The sequence below is a fragment of the Cupriavidus sp. 94F1 genome (assembly GCF_057798875.1).
In genome coordinates this window covers 219,025-236,992 of the sequence record NZ_JBYOJT010000001.1, presented here as the reverse complement: position 1 = coordinate 236,992, position 17,968 = coordinate 219,025, and the positions used below count along the sequence as shown (strand labels likewise).

General features: G+C 67.0%; 11 protein-coding genes and 6 tRNA genes. 10 read left to right on the top strand and 7 right to left on the bottom strand.

Annotation, left to right across the window (positions count from 1 at the left end; all coding sequences use genetic code 11):
• Window positions 1-72: 72 nt before the first annotated feature.
• Entirely contained in the window at window positions 73-1,032 is a 960-nt protein-coding gene (locus tag AC3FJ6_RS01030; RefSeq protein ID WP_488770379.1) for a patatin-like phospholipase family protein, read from the bottom strand.
• Between the two features lie 216 nt (window positions 1,033-1,248).
• On the opposite strand from AC3FJ6_RS01030, the gene gltX reads away from it, so the two are divergent.
• The 7 genes from gltX to AC3FJ6_RS00995 all read left to right on the top strand — a co-directional run bounded on the left by gltX (window position 1,249) and on the right by AC3FJ6_RS00995 (window position 3,730).
• Complete coding sequence (gene gltX / locus AC3FJ6_RS01025; protein WP_488770378.1) at window positions 1,249-2,646, top strand: glutamate--tRNA ligase; 1,398 nt, start codon at window positions 1,249-1,251, stop codon at window positions 2,644-2,646.
• 207 nt (window positions 2,647-2,853) lie between these two features.
• Window positions 2,854-2,929, top strand: a tRNA-Ala gene (locus AC3FJ6_RS01020).
• 8 nt (window positions 2,930-2,937) lie between these two features.
• A tRNA-Glu gene (locus tag AC3FJ6_RS01015) sits at window positions 2,938-3,013 on the top strand.
• Between the two features lie 69 nt (window positions 3,014-3,082).
• Window positions 3,083-3,159, top strand: a tRNA-Asp gene (locus tag AC3FJ6_RS01010).
• Window positions 3,160-3,327: 168 nt separating this feature from the next.
• Window positions 3,328-3,403: transfer RNA gene (locus AC3FJ6_RS01005), tRNA-Ala, on the top strand.
• A gap of 112 nt (window positions 3,404-3,515) precedes the next feature.
• Window positions 3,516-3,591, top strand: a tRNA-Glu gene (locus AC3FJ6_RS01000).
• A 62-nt stretch (window positions 3,592-3,653) separates the two neighbouring features.
• Window positions 3,654-3,730, top strand: a tRNA-Asp gene (locus AC3FJ6_RS00995).
• A 202-nt stretch (window positions 3,731-3,932) separates the two neighbouring features.
• On the opposite strand, the gene AC3FJ6_RS00990 is transcribed toward AC3FJ6_RS00995, so the two are convergent.
• From AC3FJ6_RS00990 to trxA, 6 genes are all read right to left on the bottom strand, one after another.
• Window positions 3,933-5,315 carry an MATE family efflux transporter gene (locus AC3FJ6_RS00990; protein ID WP_488770377.1) on the bottom strand — a complete coding sequence of 461 codons (1,383 nt, stop codon included), beginning with the start codon at window positions 5,313-5,315 and terminating at the stop codon, window positions 3,933-3,935.
• An 81-nt stretch (window positions 5,316-5,396) separates the two neighbouring features.
• Window positions 5,397-7,181 carry an ArnT family glycosyltransferase gene (locus tag AC3FJ6_RS00985; RefSeq protein ID WP_488770376.1) on the bottom strand — a complete coding sequence of 595 codons (1,785 nt, stop codon included), beginning with the start codon at window positions 7,179-7,181 and terminating at the stop codon, window positions 5,397-5,399.
• A gap of 156 nt (window positions 7,182-7,337) precedes the next feature.
• The gene (locus AC3FJ6_RS00980) at window positions 7,338-7,595 is read right to left on the bottom strand and encodes a type B 50S ribosomal protein L31 (protein ID WP_061959698.1); all 258 of its coding nucleotides are present in this window, start codon (window positions 7,593-7,595) and stop codon (window positions 7,338-7,340) included.
• Between the two features lie 169 nt (window positions 7,596-7,764).
• Window positions 7,765-8,610, bottom strand: a complete 846-nt coding sequence (locus tag AC3FJ6_RS00975) for a M90 family metallopeptidase (protein ID WP_488770375.1) — start codon at window positions 8,608-8,610, stop codon at window positions 7,765-7,767.
• A gap of 95 nt (window positions 8,611-8,705) precedes the next feature.
• Window positions 8,706-9,968: a transcription termination factor Rho gene (rho, locus tag AC3FJ6_RS00970; RefSeq protein ID WP_066734373.1), complete on the bottom strand. Its 1,263-nt coding sequence runs from the start codon at window positions 9,966-9,968 to the stop codon at window positions 8,706-8,708.
• A gap of 181 nt (window positions 9,969-10,149) precedes the next feature.
• Complete coding sequence (gene trxA, locus AC3FJ6_RS00965; RefSeq protein WP_066734371.1) at window positions 10,150-10,476, bottom strand: thioredoxin TrxA; 327 nt, start codon at window positions 10,474-10,476, stop codon at window positions 10,150-10,152.
• Window positions 10,477-10,939: 463 nt separating this feature from the next.
• Between trxA and AC3FJ6_RS00960 the strand changes: the two genes are divergently transcribed.
• The 3 genes from AC3FJ6_RS00960 to AC3FJ6_RS00950 all read left to right on the top strand — a co-directional run bounded on the left by AC3FJ6_RS00960 (window position 10,940) and on the right by AC3FJ6_RS00950 (window position 17,892).
• On the top strand, window positions 10,940-11,209 hold the full coding sequence (locus AC3FJ6_RS00960) for a hypothetical protein (protein ID WP_487523662.1): 270 nt from the start codon (window positions 10,940-10,942) through the stop codon (window positions 11,207-11,209).
• Between the two features lie 66 nt (window positions 11,210-11,275).
• Window positions 11,276-14,218 (top strand): PD-(D/E)XK nuclease family protein, encoded by a 2,943-nt coding sequence (locus tag AC3FJ6_RS00955; protein WP_488770374.1) that lies wholly within the window; start codon window positions 11,276-11,278, stop codon window positions 14,216-14,218.
• A complete protein-coding gene (locus tag AC3FJ6_RS00950) occupies window positions 14,215-17,892 on the top strand; it encodes a UvrD-helicase domain-containing protein (RefSeq protein ID WP_488770373.1) in 3,678 nt (1,225 codons plus the stop codon). Before AC3FJ6_RS00955 ends, AC3FJ6_RS00950 begins: the two co-directional genes overlap by 4 nt.
• Window positions 17,893-17,968 lie beyond the last annotated feature (76 nt).

The following is a 17,968-nucleotide window of genomic DNA, read 5'->3' as shown; positions in this document are numbered from 1 at the left end:
GTCGGTGACGGTTTCTGTCAGGCATGTCGATCCATGTGACAGGACATGTGACAACCGACGGGCGGCACCTTCCTATTGAACGGCGATTGCGCCCGCCTGCGCGGGCCGCAGCCGCGCCGCCGCCAGCTTCTCGCGCAGTGCGCCGATCACCGCCGAGGTGGCCTGCTCGCCGGCCAGGATCGCCCGGTTGCGCGAGGTAAAGTCGCTGCCGCCCATGTCGGGCAGGTCGGGGCGGATGACGATGTCGGCGCGGGACAGCGCCATGCGGTTGATCGACTGGCCCATGATGGCGGTGGTCTGCAACAGCACGCCGCTCTGGCCGTTGTTCTTCTGGCTGGACGGATCGGCCGAGATATTCACGGCGATCACGAAATCGGCACCCATCTCGCGCGCCGCGTCCACCGGCACCGGTTCGACCAGGCCGCCATCGACGTAATCGTGGCCGGCAATCGACACCGGCTGGAACACACCCGGCACGCTGCTGGATGCGCGCACGGCCTGGCCCGTATTGCCGCGCCGGAACACGATGCGCTCGCCGGTCTTCAGGTCGGTGGCCACGATGCCCAGCGGCAGCTTCATGGCCTCGATGGGCCGGTTATTGACCAGCCGGTTGACGTAGTTCTGCAGCGCCTCGCCCTTGAGCCAGCCGCCGAACTTGGTGCCGAAGGGCAGGGCCCAGTCGGCGATGGCCGCTTCGTCCATCGTCAGTGCCAGCTTGTTGAGCTGGAAGCCGTCCATGCCGGTGGCATAGAGCGCCGCCACCACCGAACCCGCGCTGGTGCCCGTGACGATATCGGCGTGAATGCCCTGGGCTTCCAGCGCCTTGATGACGCCGATATGGGCAAAGCCGCGTGCGGCGCCGCCACCCAGGGCCAGGCCAACCCGGATCGGCCGCGGCGGCGTGGCGACGGGCGGTACGGCGGCCATGGTGGGCGTGGTGGTCGGGGTGGTCGGGGTGGTCGGCTTCGGGCCGAACGCACAGCCTGCCAGCAGCATGGCCGCCGAGGCGCCAAGAAAATGTCGTCGTTGCATCGAGGATGGAAAACGCTTGCGGAAGTGATGTGCCGGGCATCGGCAGGCGCGCATCGCGTCACCGGATGCGCGCGGCCTGGATTCAGACCGGTGGCAAGCATAAATGATTCCGTGGTCAGTCCGGAATCGGGCAGGGCGTATAATGCAGCGTTCAGAAGTTCAGCGAAATCCGGCCTGCGCGCATCCGTGCGTGGGCCTTTTTGTTTCTCCCCGACCATGACACAACGCGTCCGCACCCGCTTCGCGCCGAGCCCGACCGGCTTTATCCACCTAGGCAACATCCGCTCCGCGCTCTACCCGTGGGCGTTTGCCCGCCGCATGAAGGGCGACTTCATCCTGCGCATCGAGGATACCGACGTCGAGCGGTCTTCCGAGGAAGCCGTGGATGTGATCCTGGAAAGCATGGCCTGGCTGGACCTCGATATCGACGAGGGCCCGTTCTACCAGATGCAGCGCATGGACCGATATCGCCAGGTTGTGCGCGAGATGCTGGACAACGGCATGGCCTATCACTGCTACATGAGCACCGAGGAACTGGACGCGCTGCGCGAAGCCCAGCGCGCCGCCGGCGAAAAGCCGCGCTACAACGGTTTCTGGCGCCCGGAGCCGGGCAAGGTTTTGCCCGAACCGCCGGCCGGCGTGCAGCCCGTGGTCCGCTTCAAGAATCCGCTAGGCGGCAGCGTGGTGTGGGACGACGCCGTGAAGGGTCGCATCGAGATCTCGAACGAAGAGCTCGACGACCTGGTGATCGCCCGCCCCGACGGCACGCCGACGTACAACTTCTGCGTGGTGATCGATGACCTCGACATGAAGATCACGCACGTGATCCGTGGCGACGACCACGTCAACAACACGCCGCGCCAGATCAACATCATCCGCGCGCTCGGTGGTAAAGAGCCTGTGTACGCCCACCTGCCGACCGTGCTGAACGAGCAGGGCGAGAAGATGAGCAAGCGCCACGGCGCGATGCCCGTGACCGGCTACCGCGACGAAGGTTACCTGCCCGAGGCCGTGCTGAACTACCTGGCGCGGCTGGGCTGGTCTCACGGCGACGCAGAGATCTTCACGCGCGAACAGTTCGTGGAGTGGTTCGACCTGGATCACCTGGGCAAGTCGCCGGCGCAGTACAACCCCGAAAAGCTGGCCTGGCTGAACAATCACTACATCAAGACTGGCGACAATGCGCGCCTGGCCGACCTGACGCGTCCGTTCATCGAGGCGCTGGGCGGTAAGGTGGAAGGCGTGGATCTGGTGGGCGTGGTCGCGCTGGTCAAGGACCGTGCGAACACGCTGAAGGAAGTGGCGCAGACGGCGATGCTGTTCTATCGCGGCGAGCCGCAGGCCGACGCGGCGCTGAAGGCGGAGCACCTGACCGACGAGATCCGGCCGGCGCTGCAGGCGCTGGCGACGCAACTGGCCGCGTTGCCCGAGTGGAAGCGCGAAGCCATCAACGCCACGTTCAAGGCCGTGCTGGCCGAGTTCGGGCTGAAAATGCCGAAGTTGGCCATGCCGGTACGCCTGCTGGTGGCAGGACAGCTGCAGACGCCGAGCATCGATGCCGTGCTGGAGCTGTTCGGTCGCGATACGGTGCTGCGTCGTCTGGGCGCCGCATAAAAATGTGCAGAAATGTCTCGGCAGGGGCTTGCGCTCAGGCCGAGACTTCAGCATAATCTCGTTCTCCCTGCTGCGCGACGCAAGTCAAGCAGCCCGGTTGAAAAGCCGGAAAAAGGGGCTTGCAAAATATGGTGATTGATTTATAATCGCCGCTTCGCCGGAAAGCAGTAAATCTGGCGGCAAGCAGTAGTAAATGGCAGTAACTCTGGGGCTATAGCTCAGCTGGGAGAGCGCTTGCATGGCATGCAAGAGGTCAGCGGTTCGATCCCGCTTAGCTCCACCAAAGTTTCTGTCCCCTTCGTCTAGAGGCCTAGGACATCACCCTTTCACGGTGAGTACAGGGGTTCGAATCCCCTAGGGGACGCCAGATGTTGGACGTAATCATACGTCCAGTTGGCTGTCCGGAGCGAAGCTTCGGGTGGCAACCGCAAAAAACGGAGCGGTAGTTCAGTTGGTTAGAATACCGGCCTGTCACGCCGGGGGTCGCGGGTTCGAGCCCCGTCCGCTCCGCCAGACTGAGCCCGCTTGGGTGAAACCAAGCGGGTTTTTATTTGGGTGAGAGGTGATTATTAGATAATCACGTTTCGATTTACCCGAGGCGAATGTTGTTAGCTTCGAAAAATCAAATTATAATCGCGGCCTCGCAAGTCGTTGCGATTATAGGCAGTACCGGAAGTATTCGGGGCTATAGCTCAGCTGGGAGAGCGCTTGCATGGCATGCAAGAGGTCAGCGGTTCGATCCCGCTTAGCTCCACCAAGAATTTCGAAGTAACCGATGCAGTAAAAAAGTTGCTTCAAGTTGCGAAAATTCTGGTAGAATGCCGGACTTCGCAGCAAACGACGGAAGACGTTGCTTGCAACAGATTTCTGTCCCCTTCGTCTAGAGGCCTAGGACATCACCCTTTCACGGTGAGTACAGGGGTTCGAATCCCCTAGGGGACGCCAAACAGCCGGGCGTAATCAAACGCCTAGCAGTTAGCCGGGATTCCCGGGTAACAGCAGAAAACGGAGCGGTAGTTCAGTTGGTTAGAATACCGGCCTGTCACGCCGGGGGTCGCGGGTTCGAGCCCCGTCCGCTCCGCCAAATTTAAAAAAGCCTGCGCAAGCAGGCTTTTTTTTCGTCCATAAGGAGCGAAGGGAGCTGCCTGCGCAGCTCCCGGCGGGGCGAGAAGGGATTCGCTTGCAAGCGAATCCGCGGCCTGCGGGATGTAGGCGAGCCCCGTCCGCTCCGCCAAATTTAAAAAAGCCTGCGCAAGCAGGCTTTTTTGGTCCCAACCGCGGAGCTATCACGCCACCTCCGCCGTCTCCCTTGCGTCGACTGCCTTTACCTGGCTCACCTGCCTGAAGTAGCGGACCAGCAGCGTCCCGGCGATGGCCAGGCTGATGCTGTTCGCCATCCAGAATCCGGCTGCGCCACGGGTGAAGGCCGGCAGCGCGTCGATCAGGCCGAAGCCCAGCACATAGCCGCCGCCGAGGCCGACACCCCATAGCGAGCCCGCATAGATCAGCGTTGGAATCAATGCGATCTTGTACGCGCGAAGGATGAACGCGCTCATCACCTGGATGGCGTCGAAGGCCTGGTAGAAGGCCACGAAGAGCATCAGCGGCAGTGCCTTGGCCACCACGGCCGGGTCCTTGGCGTAGGCGTGCAGCAGCGGCTCGCGAAATAGCCACAGCAGCGCGCCAGTGAACAGTGCCAGGCCGGCGCCAAAACGGATGCCCCGCCAGCCAATGCGTCGGGCGCCGCACATGTCGCGGGCGCCGATGGCTTGTGCCACCAGCGTGGACGTGGCAATCGACAGCGACAGCGGCATCATGTACGCCACCGCGCTCAGGTTGGCGATGATCTGATGGCCGGCCAGCGTTTCGGTGCCGAGCCGCGTAATGAAGATCGACATCAGCGTGAACGAGGTAATCTCGATCAGGTAGGTCAGGCCCATCGGCACCCCGAGCCGCAGCAACGGCCGGATACGGTCCCATCGGGGCCATTCCCAGCGCGCAAAAATCGCCAGCGGCTGGTAGGCAGACCCAAGCCGCAGGATGGCCAGCCCTGACAGGCACCACGTCCAGCTGATCAGCGTGGAGGCCAGCGCGCACCCCGGCCCGCCCATCGCCGGCACGCCAAAACCGCCGTGGATGAACCACGCATTGAGCGGCACCTTGAGTATCAGGCCGGCAATCTGCAGCACCGTGACCATGATCGGCCGGGACAGCGCATTGTTCAGCGCCATGTAAATACGGAACGCCAGCCCTGCAGGCAGGCCGAACGCCACGATATGCAGGTAGCGCGATGCCTTGTCCACCAGCTCGGGCGGCGCCTGGGCGAACGTCAGCAGCGGACCGGGGAACAGCAACAGCAGCATCCCGGGAACGGCCAGCGCCAGTCCCAGCCACGCGGCCTGGCGGACTTCGACGCCAATCTCGGCGGTGCGTCCGGCGCCGTAGAGCTGGCCGGCGACCGGCGCAAGCGCCTGCAGCACGCCCATCAGGCTGATATAGACGGTGACGTAAATCGATCCGCCCAGCCCGACCGCGGCCAGATCGGCGGCCGAGGCCTGACCGGCCATGATGGTGTCCGTGACACCGAAGGCGATGACGGCCAGTTGCCCCACCAGTACCGGGGCGGCAAGGTGAACGATGCGACGAAGGTCCTGCAGCGCGCTGCTCATCGTGGAAGGTAGGTTGGGGACGCACCCGGCGCGGGGCCGGGCCAGTTCGCGGGCGGCTGGCCGCCCGCGCGGGGGAAGGGATTACTGCCGTGGCAGACGGCGTCGCGCGGGGGCCTGCGCCGACTTGGCTTGCGATGTATCGACCAGTCGATACAGCCGGAACCGCTCGTCACGGTCCGCCGGGCGCCGGCCTTCCCAGATCAGGCGCCATTCGAAGTGCGAGACATTGCTTGGCGCGCCGTAGTCCACGGCATCGTGGCGCAGCAGCACGTCGCAGCCGTCGCCCGGGCCGCCGAAGCGGATATTGCCGAAGTACGCAAACGACGCAAGCTGCGCATCGCCCATGCGGATCGGCTGCACGCATTCGTACGTGGACGGCAGCGCCAGCGCGGCGGCCTTTGCCACGTCGCGGTAGGTCTTGCCGTAGTTGATCGACGGCAGCCACAGCGTCATGGCCATGACCCACATCAGCGTGGTGCCGGCGGCCGAGATCACCACCGGGCGCCAGATCTGCTTGGGCGCGCGTGACAGCCGCCAGCGCACGACCAGCACCCAGGCGACCGTGGCGGCCAGCGCGATAACTACGGCGCTGATCGTGAACGTGTGCTCGAAGCCGGGAATCTGCCGGAACACGTTGTTGGCCACCTTGGGCGGCCAGCCCGTGGTCTTGGCGATCCACATGAACCACACCGTGCCGCCGAAGATCGTGAAGAAGAGCAGGGCGAACCAGTCCACCGCGTTGATCGCCGCGCGCGGCAGCGTGGGCAGCGCGAACGCAGCCAGGATGGCCATCGGCGGCAGCAGCAGGATGAACTGCACGTCGCCCGGGCTGCGTTGCAGCACCAGCAGCAGGAACAGCATGCCCAGGATGGCCAGCGGCAGCGCCATGTGAGGCGCACGCCGCATGCCGCGCCACGACAGCCACGCAAAGGCCGCGATCGGCCAGACCGGCCAGGCGAACAACAGGAAGTTGCGCGCGATAAAACCGGCGGTGGGCAGCGTCGGCAGGCCGTAGGTGCGGCGATCGTAGCGCGCCCACTCGCGGATATAGGTCACGCCGTCTTCGGCGTCGGCCGCACCCAGGTAGACCACGACCATCCAGGCGGCAACCAGCGCCAGTGCGACGGGCACGCCAATGGTCAGCAACCGCTTCGACGGTACCGGCTGCGAGACCGCGCCGGCGATCAGCGCCGCTGCCAGCAGCGCCGCGGCCAGAATCGGGCCGCTGGCCATGCACAGCGCGGCCAGCCCCACGCCGAACCAGAGACTGCCCTGAACCGGCTTGTCCAGGCTGCGCACCATGCCGTACAGCATGAAGGCGATAAAGCAGACCTGGCCAACCTGCGCGGTGGTTTCGTGGCCGCGCACGGCCAGGCCCACGCAGGCCAGGAAAATCAGCAGCGCCCCGTCGGCCAGCGCGCGGCCATAGGACCGTGCGTCGGGCTGGCCGCCGAAGGCGAAGGCAAACGGCTGGACCTCGTCGCGGCGGCCCAGCAGGTAGGTCGAATACCAGATGAACGCGCAGGTGGCGAAATAGAACAGCGCCGTGGCCAGGCGGGACGCGTCGGGAGCACCGAGCCAGCCGCCAAACAGGCGGATCATCAGGCCGCCCACCCAGTACACCAGCGGGCCGTCCTCGCTGAACGGGCGGCCCACGATATTGGGCATCAGCCAGTCCTGCAGGCTGCCCGAGCCGAGCTGCCACATCACGCCGAATCCGGCGGCGTCCTCGTTCTTCCACGGGTCGCGGCCGAACAGCCCGGTCAGTCCGTAGATGATGCAGATCGCCAGCAGCAGATAGCGCGGCAGCGCGCCGGTGGCGGCGGCGGTCAGGTGGACGGGAGAGGTCTTGGTGGCTTGGGACATCGGCGGAAAATCGGGGTAGCCCTGGTTGAGCGTGCGCGAAACGCTATTGTGGGCCACAAATGCAAAGAGGCAGCCGATGCTGCCTCTTTGTCAGGTTGCGCGTGCCAGGAGCATCTGTCCTGTTGCGCGCCGCAGTCGCTTGGTAGCGTCGGCCAATTACTTCTTGGCGGCCAGCTTGCTGCCGAACTTCTGGCGGAACTTCTCGACGCGGCCGGCCGTGTCCATGATCTTCTGTTGGCCGGTGTAGAACGGATGCGATTCCGACGACACTTCGATCTTGGCCAGCGGGTAGGTCTTGCCTTCGTGTTCGATCGTGTCCTTGGTCTGGATCGTCGAGCGGGTCACGAACTTGAAGTCGTTCGACACGTCGTGGAACAGGACTTCGCGATAATTCGGGTGAATGCCTTCTTTCATGGTGCTTCCTTTCAGGTTGGGTAGCCAGTCCGCTCCGTGGTGCCGCAGCCTGCTTGCGACGAGCGAACCACTTGCCGATAACGGGCAAACCGGGATTATGGCAGAAAAACAAGAGCCTGGGCAATATCCGGGCCACGATTTCCGGTGTGCCGCTGCGATTGTTGGTGATCTATGTAGCACTCGATGCGGGGTCCTGCCGGTAGAACTGTCCAAGCACCGCGTAGAGCGCCGGCCAGTGTTCGCGCAGGCCCTTCGGATCGACGAAAAATGACTCGGACGCCACGGCAAAGAATTCGCTCGGCGCCTCGCAGCCATACGGGTCGATGACGCACAGCCGGGGCGGCAGGCGTGCCGGGTGGTCCCAGCTGGCATCCGGCACCGCCTCGCAGGCGTCGGCGAACGCATCGTACTGCGTGAGCAGGGACTCGGCCCACTGTTCCGCATCGATGCCGGGATGCAGCACGCGCGAGAACGGCGGTACGCCATCGGGTTCGCCGTCGAGCATGTCGAGCTTGTGGGCGAACTCGTGGATGACCACGTTATAGGAGTCCGATCCATTGTCGACGCCCGATCCGGGCATGTTCACGTCCTGCCAGGACAGGATCACCGGGCCATGCTCCCAGGCTTCGCCGCTGGCTTCCTCTTCCACACCATGCACCAGGCCGATATCGTCTTCGACGGTCTTGCGGATCAGGAATTCGCCCGGATACAGCACGATGCCGTGCCAGCCGCGATACCACTCGATGCCAAGCTTCAGGATCGGTACGCAGGCCTGGACGGCCACGCCCACCACCATCTCGTCGGTCAGCTCCAGCTCGTGGGCGGTCGAATATTCCTTGCTGGCGATGAACAGCGTGGCCAGTTCGCGCAGCGCGGCCAGGTCGTCGGTGCCATAGCGCTGGACGAAGGGCAGGGCGGCCACGGTGCGGGTCCACAGGTCGTCCGGGATGGCGTAGTGCGCGAGCTTGCGTTCGCGCGAGCGGGCGCGCAGGTAGCTGGACAGTTTGCCGAACATGTCGAAGGCGTGAATGCGGGGTCGGAGCGGAATCGGAAAAGAAAAAGGCGCACCCGAAGGGTACGCCTTTTCATGCCGGTGGCAACTGGCCGGTATCAGCCGCCGCGACGCATCATGTCGAAGAATTCTGCGTTGTTCTTCGTCGGCTTCATCTTGTCCAGGATGAATTCCATGGCCTGGACTTCGTCCATGTCCGAGATGAACTTGCGCAGGATCCAGATCTTCTGGAGGATTTCCGGCTTGATCAGCAGTTCCTCGCGGCGCGTGCCGGACTTGTTCAGGTTGATGGCGGGGTAGACGCGCTTTTCCGCCAGGCGGCGTTCCAGGTGCACTTCCATGTTGCCGGTGCCCTTGAATTCTTCGTAGATCACGTCGTCCATGCGGCTGCCGGTTTCGATCAGCGCCGTGGCGATGATGGTCAGCGAACCGCCTTCTTCCAGGTTACGCGCGGCACCGAAGAAGCGCTTCGGGCGCTGCAGCGCGTTGGCGTCCACACCGCCGGTCAGCACCTTGCCCGAGGCCGGTACCACCGTGTTGTAGGCGCGGGCCAGACGCGTGATCGAGTCCAGCAGGATCACCACGTCGCGCTTCAGTTCCACCAGGCGCTTGGCCTTCTCGATGACCATTTCGGCCACCTGCACGTGACGGATGGCCGGCTCGTCGAACGTCGACGCCACCACCTCGCCGCGCACCGAGCGCTGCATTTCGGTCACTTCTTCCGGGCGCTCGTCGATCAGCAGCACGAAGAGGTCGGCTTCCGGATGGTTGTTGGCAATCGCGTGGGCGATGTGCTGCAGCATCACGGTCTTGCCGGACTTCGGCGACGCCACCAGCAGCGCGCGCTGGCCACGGCCGATCGGGGCGATCATGTCGATGATGCGGCCGGTGATGTTCTCTTCGGCGCGGATGTCGCGTTCGAGCGTGAGCGGCCGGTTCGGATGCAGCGGCGTCAGGTTCTCGAACATGATGCGGTTCTTCACCGCTTCGGGCGGCTGCCCGTTGACCTTGTCCACCTTGACCAGTGCAAAGTACCGCTCGCCGTCCTTCGGCGTACGCACTTCGCCTTCGATCGAGTCACCGGTGTGGAGGTTGAAGCGGCGGATCTGCGACGGGCTGATGTAGATGTCATCCGTGCTGGCCAGGTACGACGTTTCCGGCGAGCGCAGGAAACCGAAGCCATCGGGCAGAACTTCCAGCGTGCCGTCTCCGTAGATGGTTTCGCCCATCTTGGCGCGCTTCTTCAGGATCGCAAACATCAGTTCCTGTTTGCGCATCCGTTGTGCGTTGTCGATCTCGAGCGTAGCCGCCATTTCGAGAAGCGCAGACACGTGAAGCGATTTGAGTTCTGTCAGGTGCATAGACAAGGGGTACAGAAGGGCCCGGACGGGCAAGACCTAAGGAGGGGGAAGGAATGAGCGAACGCTCGGGGAAGTTGTTGGGTCGCATCTTAGCACAATCCGGCCGGCGCGCCAGAACTGGCGCCCGCGAGGCCGGATCATGCCAGGCCGGGGCTCGAGGCCCCCGCCGGAGGTCGGTGGCTTAGACCTGTGCGTCCAGGAACGAGGTCAGCTGCGACTTCGACAGCGCGCCAACCTTCTGGGCCACGACTTCGCCGTTCTTGAACAGGATCAGCGTCGGGATGCCGCGAATGCCGAACTTGGCCGGCACCTGCTGGTTTTCGTCCACGTTGATCTTGGCGATCTGCACGCGGTCGCCGTAGTCCTTCGCGACTTCGTCCAGGATCGGGGCAATCATCTTGCAGGGACCGCACCACTCAGCCCAGAAGTCCAGCAGCACGGGCTTGTCGGACTTGAGCACATCGGTGTCGAACGATGCGTCGCTCACATACTTGATTTGGTCGCTCATGGCGGGGAACCTCAGGTTTTGCTCAGTTTATGTTGAAGGCGGGCAACTGCCGTGGGGCTGAACCGTTACCTTACACGAGATCGTGCAGGGACGCCGGACGGCAATGCGTGGCGACACGCGCCGCCATTGACGCCGATATGTTACCAGCTTGCCGGATTTCAAGCCCCGGCCTCACCCGCCGCGCGCCGCGCGCCACAGGGCGTTCGCGCCGGTCACGGGCACATTGTGCCGCGCCCCGGCTTCCGTTGCCGATGATAGTTTCAATCGGCGCGAGAGACCGGCTCAATCGGCATCCCTCATCGGAGGTATTTGTGGCGGGCAGCGCCCCCGCCGCTGGGGATTTCCCGTAGAACAAGGCGCGGGGCATGATCTAGAATGCACTTGGACGGACCGCATCCGCGCTGCGCGTAGAATGGCAGGCCGGATGCGCAAACCTTGCCTCTTCCGACATAGGCCATCGATCATGACGCCCGATCCTCGCAAGCCCGATACCGATACCCCCGATGCGGACCAGTTGAGCGAAGCACTGGCACACCTGAACAGCGCCGTCGAAACCAACAGCATCGCCACCGGCGCCGCCAGGGGCCTGGTGTACAGCGTGATGGAAACCCTCGGCACGCTGATTGGCGACCCCGACTTGCCCGAGCACGCGCGCTCCGGCTATGAAGGATTGCTGGAAACCGCCCGCGAACTGCGTGCCCGCCTGGAAGGTGGCGGACGGGGCGGCAACTGACCTTCGCGTGCGTCCGGGGCGCCCGGGTCGCCCCGCATCGCTGATACGTATCGGTCCCTACCATTCATGACCCGGCTTTCGTTTCCTCCAGGCCCGTCGTTTCTCGAACAGGCTGCCACGGCGACGTGGTACTTCCTTGACCACTGCGGCCCTGCAGCGTCGGCCGCGCACGTGGTCGTGCCGACGGCCGCGCAGATTCCCGGCGTGCGCCAGGCGCTCGATGCCGCGGCACGCGCGGCCGGGCAGCCGCGCCTGCTGCCGCGCGTGCTGACGCTGGGCCACTGGCTGCTGGACCTGCCTCCCGATCTCGATGCCGAACCGGCCCCAGCGCGCAGCCACGCCGCGCGCCTGCTGGCCGTGCAGCAGGCCATTCGCGCGCAGGACTGGCTGCGCACCGCGTTCGGCGCCCAGACCGAGGGCGCCGCCTGGGGGCTGGCGCAGACGCTGCTGTCGATCAGCGACGAACTGAGCGCGCGATGGCTCGAGGACGCCGCCATCCGCGAGGATGACGACGTGGATGGCGACGACCGCGCCGCGCTGCTGCAAGGTGCGCTGCAGCGTACCTACGCCCATCTGTCCGAGCGGTTTCTTGGCCAGGAGGCCCAGATCGTGCTGGCCTTCTGGCAGATGCTGTCCGGCCCGGACGACCCCTTGCCGGCCCGTCGCCGCGCCCTCCAGCGCCTGGCGCAGCAGGTAGCCGGGCCGGTGGTGTGGATCGGTCCGACGCCGCCCGAGCCCATCGAGGCCAGCTTCCTGCAACAGGCCGGCGAGGCGGTGCCGACGCTGGAAGTGGGCTACGACTGGACCGGCGGCGAAGCGGCAGCCGACGCCGACTGGTACCAGACGCTGCTGGCGCTGTGGCCCGAGGCGCGCCGTGCCGAACCGGCGCAGCCGGGCGGGGACGACGGCGAGGCCGGCGCGGATGATGGTGCCGGCAGGCTGCCCACGGATGCCACGCTGCCCGCGCTGCCCCGGACGCTGCCCGCGGCACGCCCGCGCGTGCGGGTCATCGGCAGTGCCCGTTTCGAGGACGAAGCCGCCGCTGCGGCGGCCCAGCTCGTCCAATGGCTGAACGAGGGCCGCAAGCATGTGGCCCTGGTGGCGCACGATCGCGTGGTGGCGCGCCGCACGCGCGCGCTGCTGAAGCGGGCCGGTGCGCCGGTACGCGATGAAACGGGCTGGAAGCTGTCCACCACGCGCGCGGCCGCCGCGCTGATGCGCTGGTTTGACGTGCTCGTGCGCGACGGCGATACCGCCGCCTTGCTGGACCTGCTGAAGTCGCCGTTCTGCCTGCCCGACGCCGCCCACCGTGGCGCGGCCATCGCGCTGCTGGAGCGGCAGATCCGGCGCGACGTGATTACCGGCGGCTGGACCCGGCTGCGCCACCTGTTCGCGGAGCGCGAGGGGACGGTGGTGGCCGATGCCGAGGCCATGCAGGCCAGCGACGCGACGCTGCACGTGCGCGCCGCCGCGCGCGGCCTGATCGCCACGCTGGCCGATGAAGCCGGCCAGTGGCCGCGCGGCCATGCCCAGCAGCCGCTGTCGGTCTGGCTGGGGCGGCTCGATGCCACGCTCGACGCGCTGGCGATGCGTCCCGCGCTGGCCGCCGACGATGCCGGCCAGCAATTGCTCGATGCGCTGGCGCGGCTGGCCGAACTGGCCGACGACGAAACCGGCAGCCATGCCACGCTGAACCAGCAGGAATTCCGCGCCATGCTGGCCGCGCTGCTCGAAACGGTGGCCTACAAGGAGCCGCTGGCGCAGAGCCAGTCGCGCATCACGATCCTGCCGCTCAACGGCGCGCGGATGCGCCGCTTCGACGGCGTGGTGGTGGTGGGGTGCGATGATGCCCAGCTGCCGTCCAGCGCGGCCGAGCTGATGTTCTTCTCGAACCAGATGCGGCGCGAACTGGGCCTGGAAGATCGCGAGGCACGCTTCGCGCAGCAGGCGCGCGACCTGGCCGAAGTGCTGCTCAACAACGACGACGTGGTGCTGACCTGGCAACGCTACGGCAGCCGGGGCGAGCCGCATCACGTGTCGGGCTGGATCGAGCGGCTGTCCGCCTGCTGCGCGCGCGCCGGGGCGCCGATCGAGGCCAGCGCCGCGCCGCCGCTGCTCGACACCTTCGCGCAGCCCGGCCATATGCCCGCGCCGATCGCGCCGGAACGCGTGCCGGCCCGCTGGAGCGCGGCGGCGTACAACATGCTGCGCCGGTGTCCCTATCAGTTTTTCGCGGGCCGCATGCTGGGCCTGGCCGGGCTCGAATCGCTCAACGACGACCTCGAAAAGCGCGATATCGGCAACCTGCTGCACCGCGTGCTGCTGCAGTACCACCAGGAAGTTCACGACACCGGCGAGCGCGACGACGCCCGGCGGCTGGCCCGCCTGCAGCAGATCTCCGACACCGTGTTCGGCAAGCAGATCGCGGAGGACGGTAACGCGATCAGCTACTACCGCCGCTGGTGCGAGGTGCTGCCGTCGTACGTGGCGTGGCAGGCCGCCCGCGAGGAAATGGGCTGGCACTGGCGCGGCGGCGAATTGGACGCCGGCGTCGATGTGGCGATGCCCGACGGCGTGCCGCTGCGGCTGGCCGGCCGGATCGACCGCCTCGACAAGGGCCCGGACGGCGCGCACGCGGTGCTCGACTACAAGACGCAGCCCGCCAGCCGCCTGCGCCGCAAAGTGGGCGATGCCGAGGAAGACTGCCAGCTGGCGTTCTACGGCCTGTTGCGCGCCGATGCCGTGGCCGGCAGCTGGGTGGCGCTGGAAGGCGTGAAGCAGGGCGGCCGCGACAGCGCCCCCGGCGCGCAGCGCGAAGTCGATCTGCCCGAATTCCAGGCCGCCGTGACGTGGCTAGAGCGTCAGCTGCGGCATGACGTCGGCCGTTTGCGGCAGGGCGCGAAGCTGCCCGCATTCGGCGATGCCGCGGCCTGTACTTATTGCGAAGCGCGCGGCCTGTGCCGCAAGGGCTTCTGGGAATCCACCGCCTTGCCGGATCTTCGCTCATGAACGCCAGTCAGGACATCCACCCCTATCTGCGCGATGGCCAGCCGGTGGGTGAGGCCGATTTCACACGCGCCGCGTGCGACCCGGCACGCTCGGTCGTGGTCGAGGCCTGCGCGGGCAGCGGCAAGACCTGGTTGCTGGTGGCGCGGCTGGTGCGCCTGCTGCTGGCCGGCGCCGCACCGCACGAGATCCTGGCCATCACGTTCACGCGCAAGGCCGCCGAGGAGATGCGCGAACGCTTGCTGGAAGTGCTGTCCCAACTGGCCAGCGGGTCGGACGACGCCGTGCTGGCCCAGCTGGAAATGCGCGGCCTGTCCCCCGATGCCGCGCGCGCCGCGCTGCCGCGCGCCCGCCTGCTGCATGCGCAGGTGCTGGCATCGCCGGGCCGCATGGCCATCGACACCTTCCACGGCTGGTTCGGCACGCTGCTGCGTGGCGCGCCGCTGTCGTCGGGCATCGTGCCCGGTGCGTCGCTGCGCGAGGACGCCCTGCGCATGAAGCGCGAGGCCTGGGCGCCGTTCTGGCGGGCGCTGGCCCATCCGCAGCATGCCGATCTGCGCGAAGCCTATGAACAGCTGGTCGATGCGGTGGGCGACTTCCAGGCGCGCAGCCTGCTTGATCGCATGTTCCACGCGCGCAACGAGTGGTGGGCGTTCCGGGATGCTGGCGATCCGGCGCAGCGGCTCGCCCAGGATCTCGGCGATGACGCCACGGCCGACGTGCTGGTGGAGGCGTTGGCCGACGACGACTGGCTCGAGGAATGCGCCCAGCTGGCGCTGACCCTGGGCCGGGCCGGCAAAACCGAGCAGACCCACGCGTCGCGGCTGATGGACGGCCTGCGCGCGGTCCGGGCTTGGCTCGATGCCGGCGCCGCGCCCGGCGACGCCGCCGCCCAGGCCTTCGGCGAGTTGCGCGCCGCGTTTTTCACCGACGCCGGCAAGCCGCGCTCGATGAAGGCCACCACCGCGCTGGTCAAGATCTGCGGCGGCGAAGGCGGTGCCGAAGACCTGATCGCCCGCGTGGCCGGCCATTGCGCGCGGCTCGACGATATCGCGGCCCGCCGCTGCGAGGCCGCCGTGCTGGCCATCAACCTGGCGCTCTACCGGCTCGGTGACGCCTTGCTGGAACGCTACCAGCGATACAAGGGCGAGCAGCGCGCGATGGATTTCGCCGACCTCGAATGGCTGGCCGCGCGGCTGATGGCCGACGAGGAAACCGCCACCTATCTGCAGGTGCGGCTCGATGCGCGCTATCGCCACCTGCTGCTGGACGAATTCCAGGACACCAACCCGCTGCAGTGGCGCATCCTGCAGGGCTGGCTGGCCGGCTACCAGGGCCTGGGCGACAAGCCGACCGTGTTCCTAGTGGGGGACCCCAAGCAGTCGATCTATCGCTTCCGCCGGGCCGATGCGCGCCTGTTCGATGCCGCACGCGACATGCTGCAAGCCGAGTTTCGCGCCACGGTGCTGCGTACCAACCGCACGCGGCGCAATCGTCCCGAAGTGCTGGACTGGGTCAATGCGGTGTTCGATCATGCGCGCGCCGACGGCCGGTATCCGCTCTACGAGACCCAGACCACGGCGCTGAAAGAACCCGGCGGCCCGGTCTGGCTGCTGCCGCTGGTCGAGGCGGAAGACACCGCCGGGGCGGGCGCAGCCGAGGGAGCCGTGGATGAAGCTGTGGACGGAGCGGTGGGCACCGACGACGATCGGCCTGCCGGTGACGGCCATCGCGACACGCTGACGCAGCCGCGTGTGCAGCAGGGCGATTCACTGCGCTTCGAGGAAGGCCGGCGCGTGGCCGCGTGGCTGCACTATCTGCGCGAGCAGGTGCCCGTGCGCGAGGGCGACGTGTCGCGGCCCGCCACCTGGCGCGACATGCACCTGCTGGTGCGCCGCAAGACCTATCTGCCCGACTACGAGCGCGCGCTGCGCGAAGCCGGTATCCCGTGCCTGAGCCCGCGCCGCGGCGGCCTGCTGACGACGCTGGAGGCGCTCGATATTTCGGCGCTGCTGGCGTTCCTGATGACGCCGGAGTCCGATCTCGACCTGGCGCATGTGCTGAAGAGCCCGATCGTTGGCGCCACCGACGACGACCTGATCCTGCTGGCGTCGATCGAAGGCGAAGGCGGCTGGTGGTCGCGCATGGCCAACGGGCTGCCTGAGCATGCGTCGGACGCGCTGCGCGCCGGCGTCGCCCGCTTGCGCGCCTGGCTGGCGCTGGCGCCGCACGAGCCCGTGCACGACCTGATCGACCATATCTACCACCACGGCGAGGTGCGCCGCCGCTACGCGGAGGCCGCGCCGTCGGCCATCCGCGAACAGGTGCTGGCCAACCTGGACGCCTTCCTGAAGCTGTCGCTGGACCTGGACGGCGGCCGCTACCCGAGCCTGCCGAAGTTCATCGACGAACTGCAGGAGATCCGGCGCGGCGACGAGGATGAGAGCCCGGACGAGGGCGGCATGGGCGAGGGCGTGGAAGACACCGAGGCCGAGCCCGACGACGCCGGCGACAGCCAGCTTGACGCGGTGCATATCCTGACCGTGCATGCGGCCAAGGGCCTGGAGGCGCCATTCGTGGTGCTGCTCGATGCCAACCACAGCGATCCGGCCGCCGACCGTGGCGGCATCCTGGTGGACTGGCCGCCGGCATCGAACGCGCCGCGGCATTTCTCGGCCTACGGCAAGCGCAGCGAGCGCGGCCTGGCACGGGCGCCGATGTTCGAGGCCGAAGCCGCCCTGGCCGAGCGCGAGAACTGGAACCTGCTCTACGTGGCCATGACGCGCGCGCAGCAGGGCCTGCTGGTCAGTGGCGTCAAGGGCCGGGCCAGCAAGGCCGCCAGGGACGAAGCCAACGGCGCCGAGATCGCCGGCAGCTGGTATGTGCGGCTGGCCGGGGCAGGCGTCGGCGACGCGGTGAGCGCCTATCCGGAGGCGGAAATCGCGGCCGCCGACACCTTCGGCGCGGCCAGCGAGCGCGTGCGCTACACCGATTTCCGGCTGCGCTATCGCGGCGCGGACGAGGTGGCGGCCGGGGAAGCCGCAGGAGGGACCGCTGAAGTGGTAGCCGAAGCGGTGGCAGAAGCCGGCTTCGAGGACGAGCCCGAAGCCACGGTGTTCGACGCCGAGGCTGCCGCGCATGGCGAACTGGTGCATGCGCTGCTGGAACGGCTGACGCGCTACCCGGAGGCCTTTGCCGGCGTGCCGGACGCCGCCACCGTGATGCGCTGGTTCCCGCTGGCCGGCGCCGGCGCGCCCCTGGCACGGGACCGCTGGCAGCGGCAGGCCGAGGCGGCTGTGGCGGACCTGCGCGCCATGCTGGCGGCGCCGGCGCTGCGGCCGCTGCTGTTTGCGCCCGACGCGGTGTCGGCGCGCAACGAGGTGGAGCTCTACGATGGCCGGGGCCGCCTGCTGCGGATCGACCGGCTGGTGGAGTTCGACGACCGCGTGGTCATCATCGACTACAAGCAGCGCCTGCTGCCGCAGGAACACGCCGCCTATGGCGCGCAGCTGGCGCGTTATGTGGCGGCAGTGCAGCCGGTCTTCCCGGGCAAGCGGATCGAAGCCGGCGTGGCCACGGCCGCCGGGGAATGGATCGACGCCGAAGTGCTGCGCGCTTGGACGCCCTCACGGACGTCTGTGCCAATCGCCACGACGCAGCAGGGGTCGTTGTTCTGATCCGCAAAAGAGGCGCAGAATAGGTGCTGGATTGCCGCGCGATGGCGGGTCCGCCGCGATCAGCAGGAAGGCACTA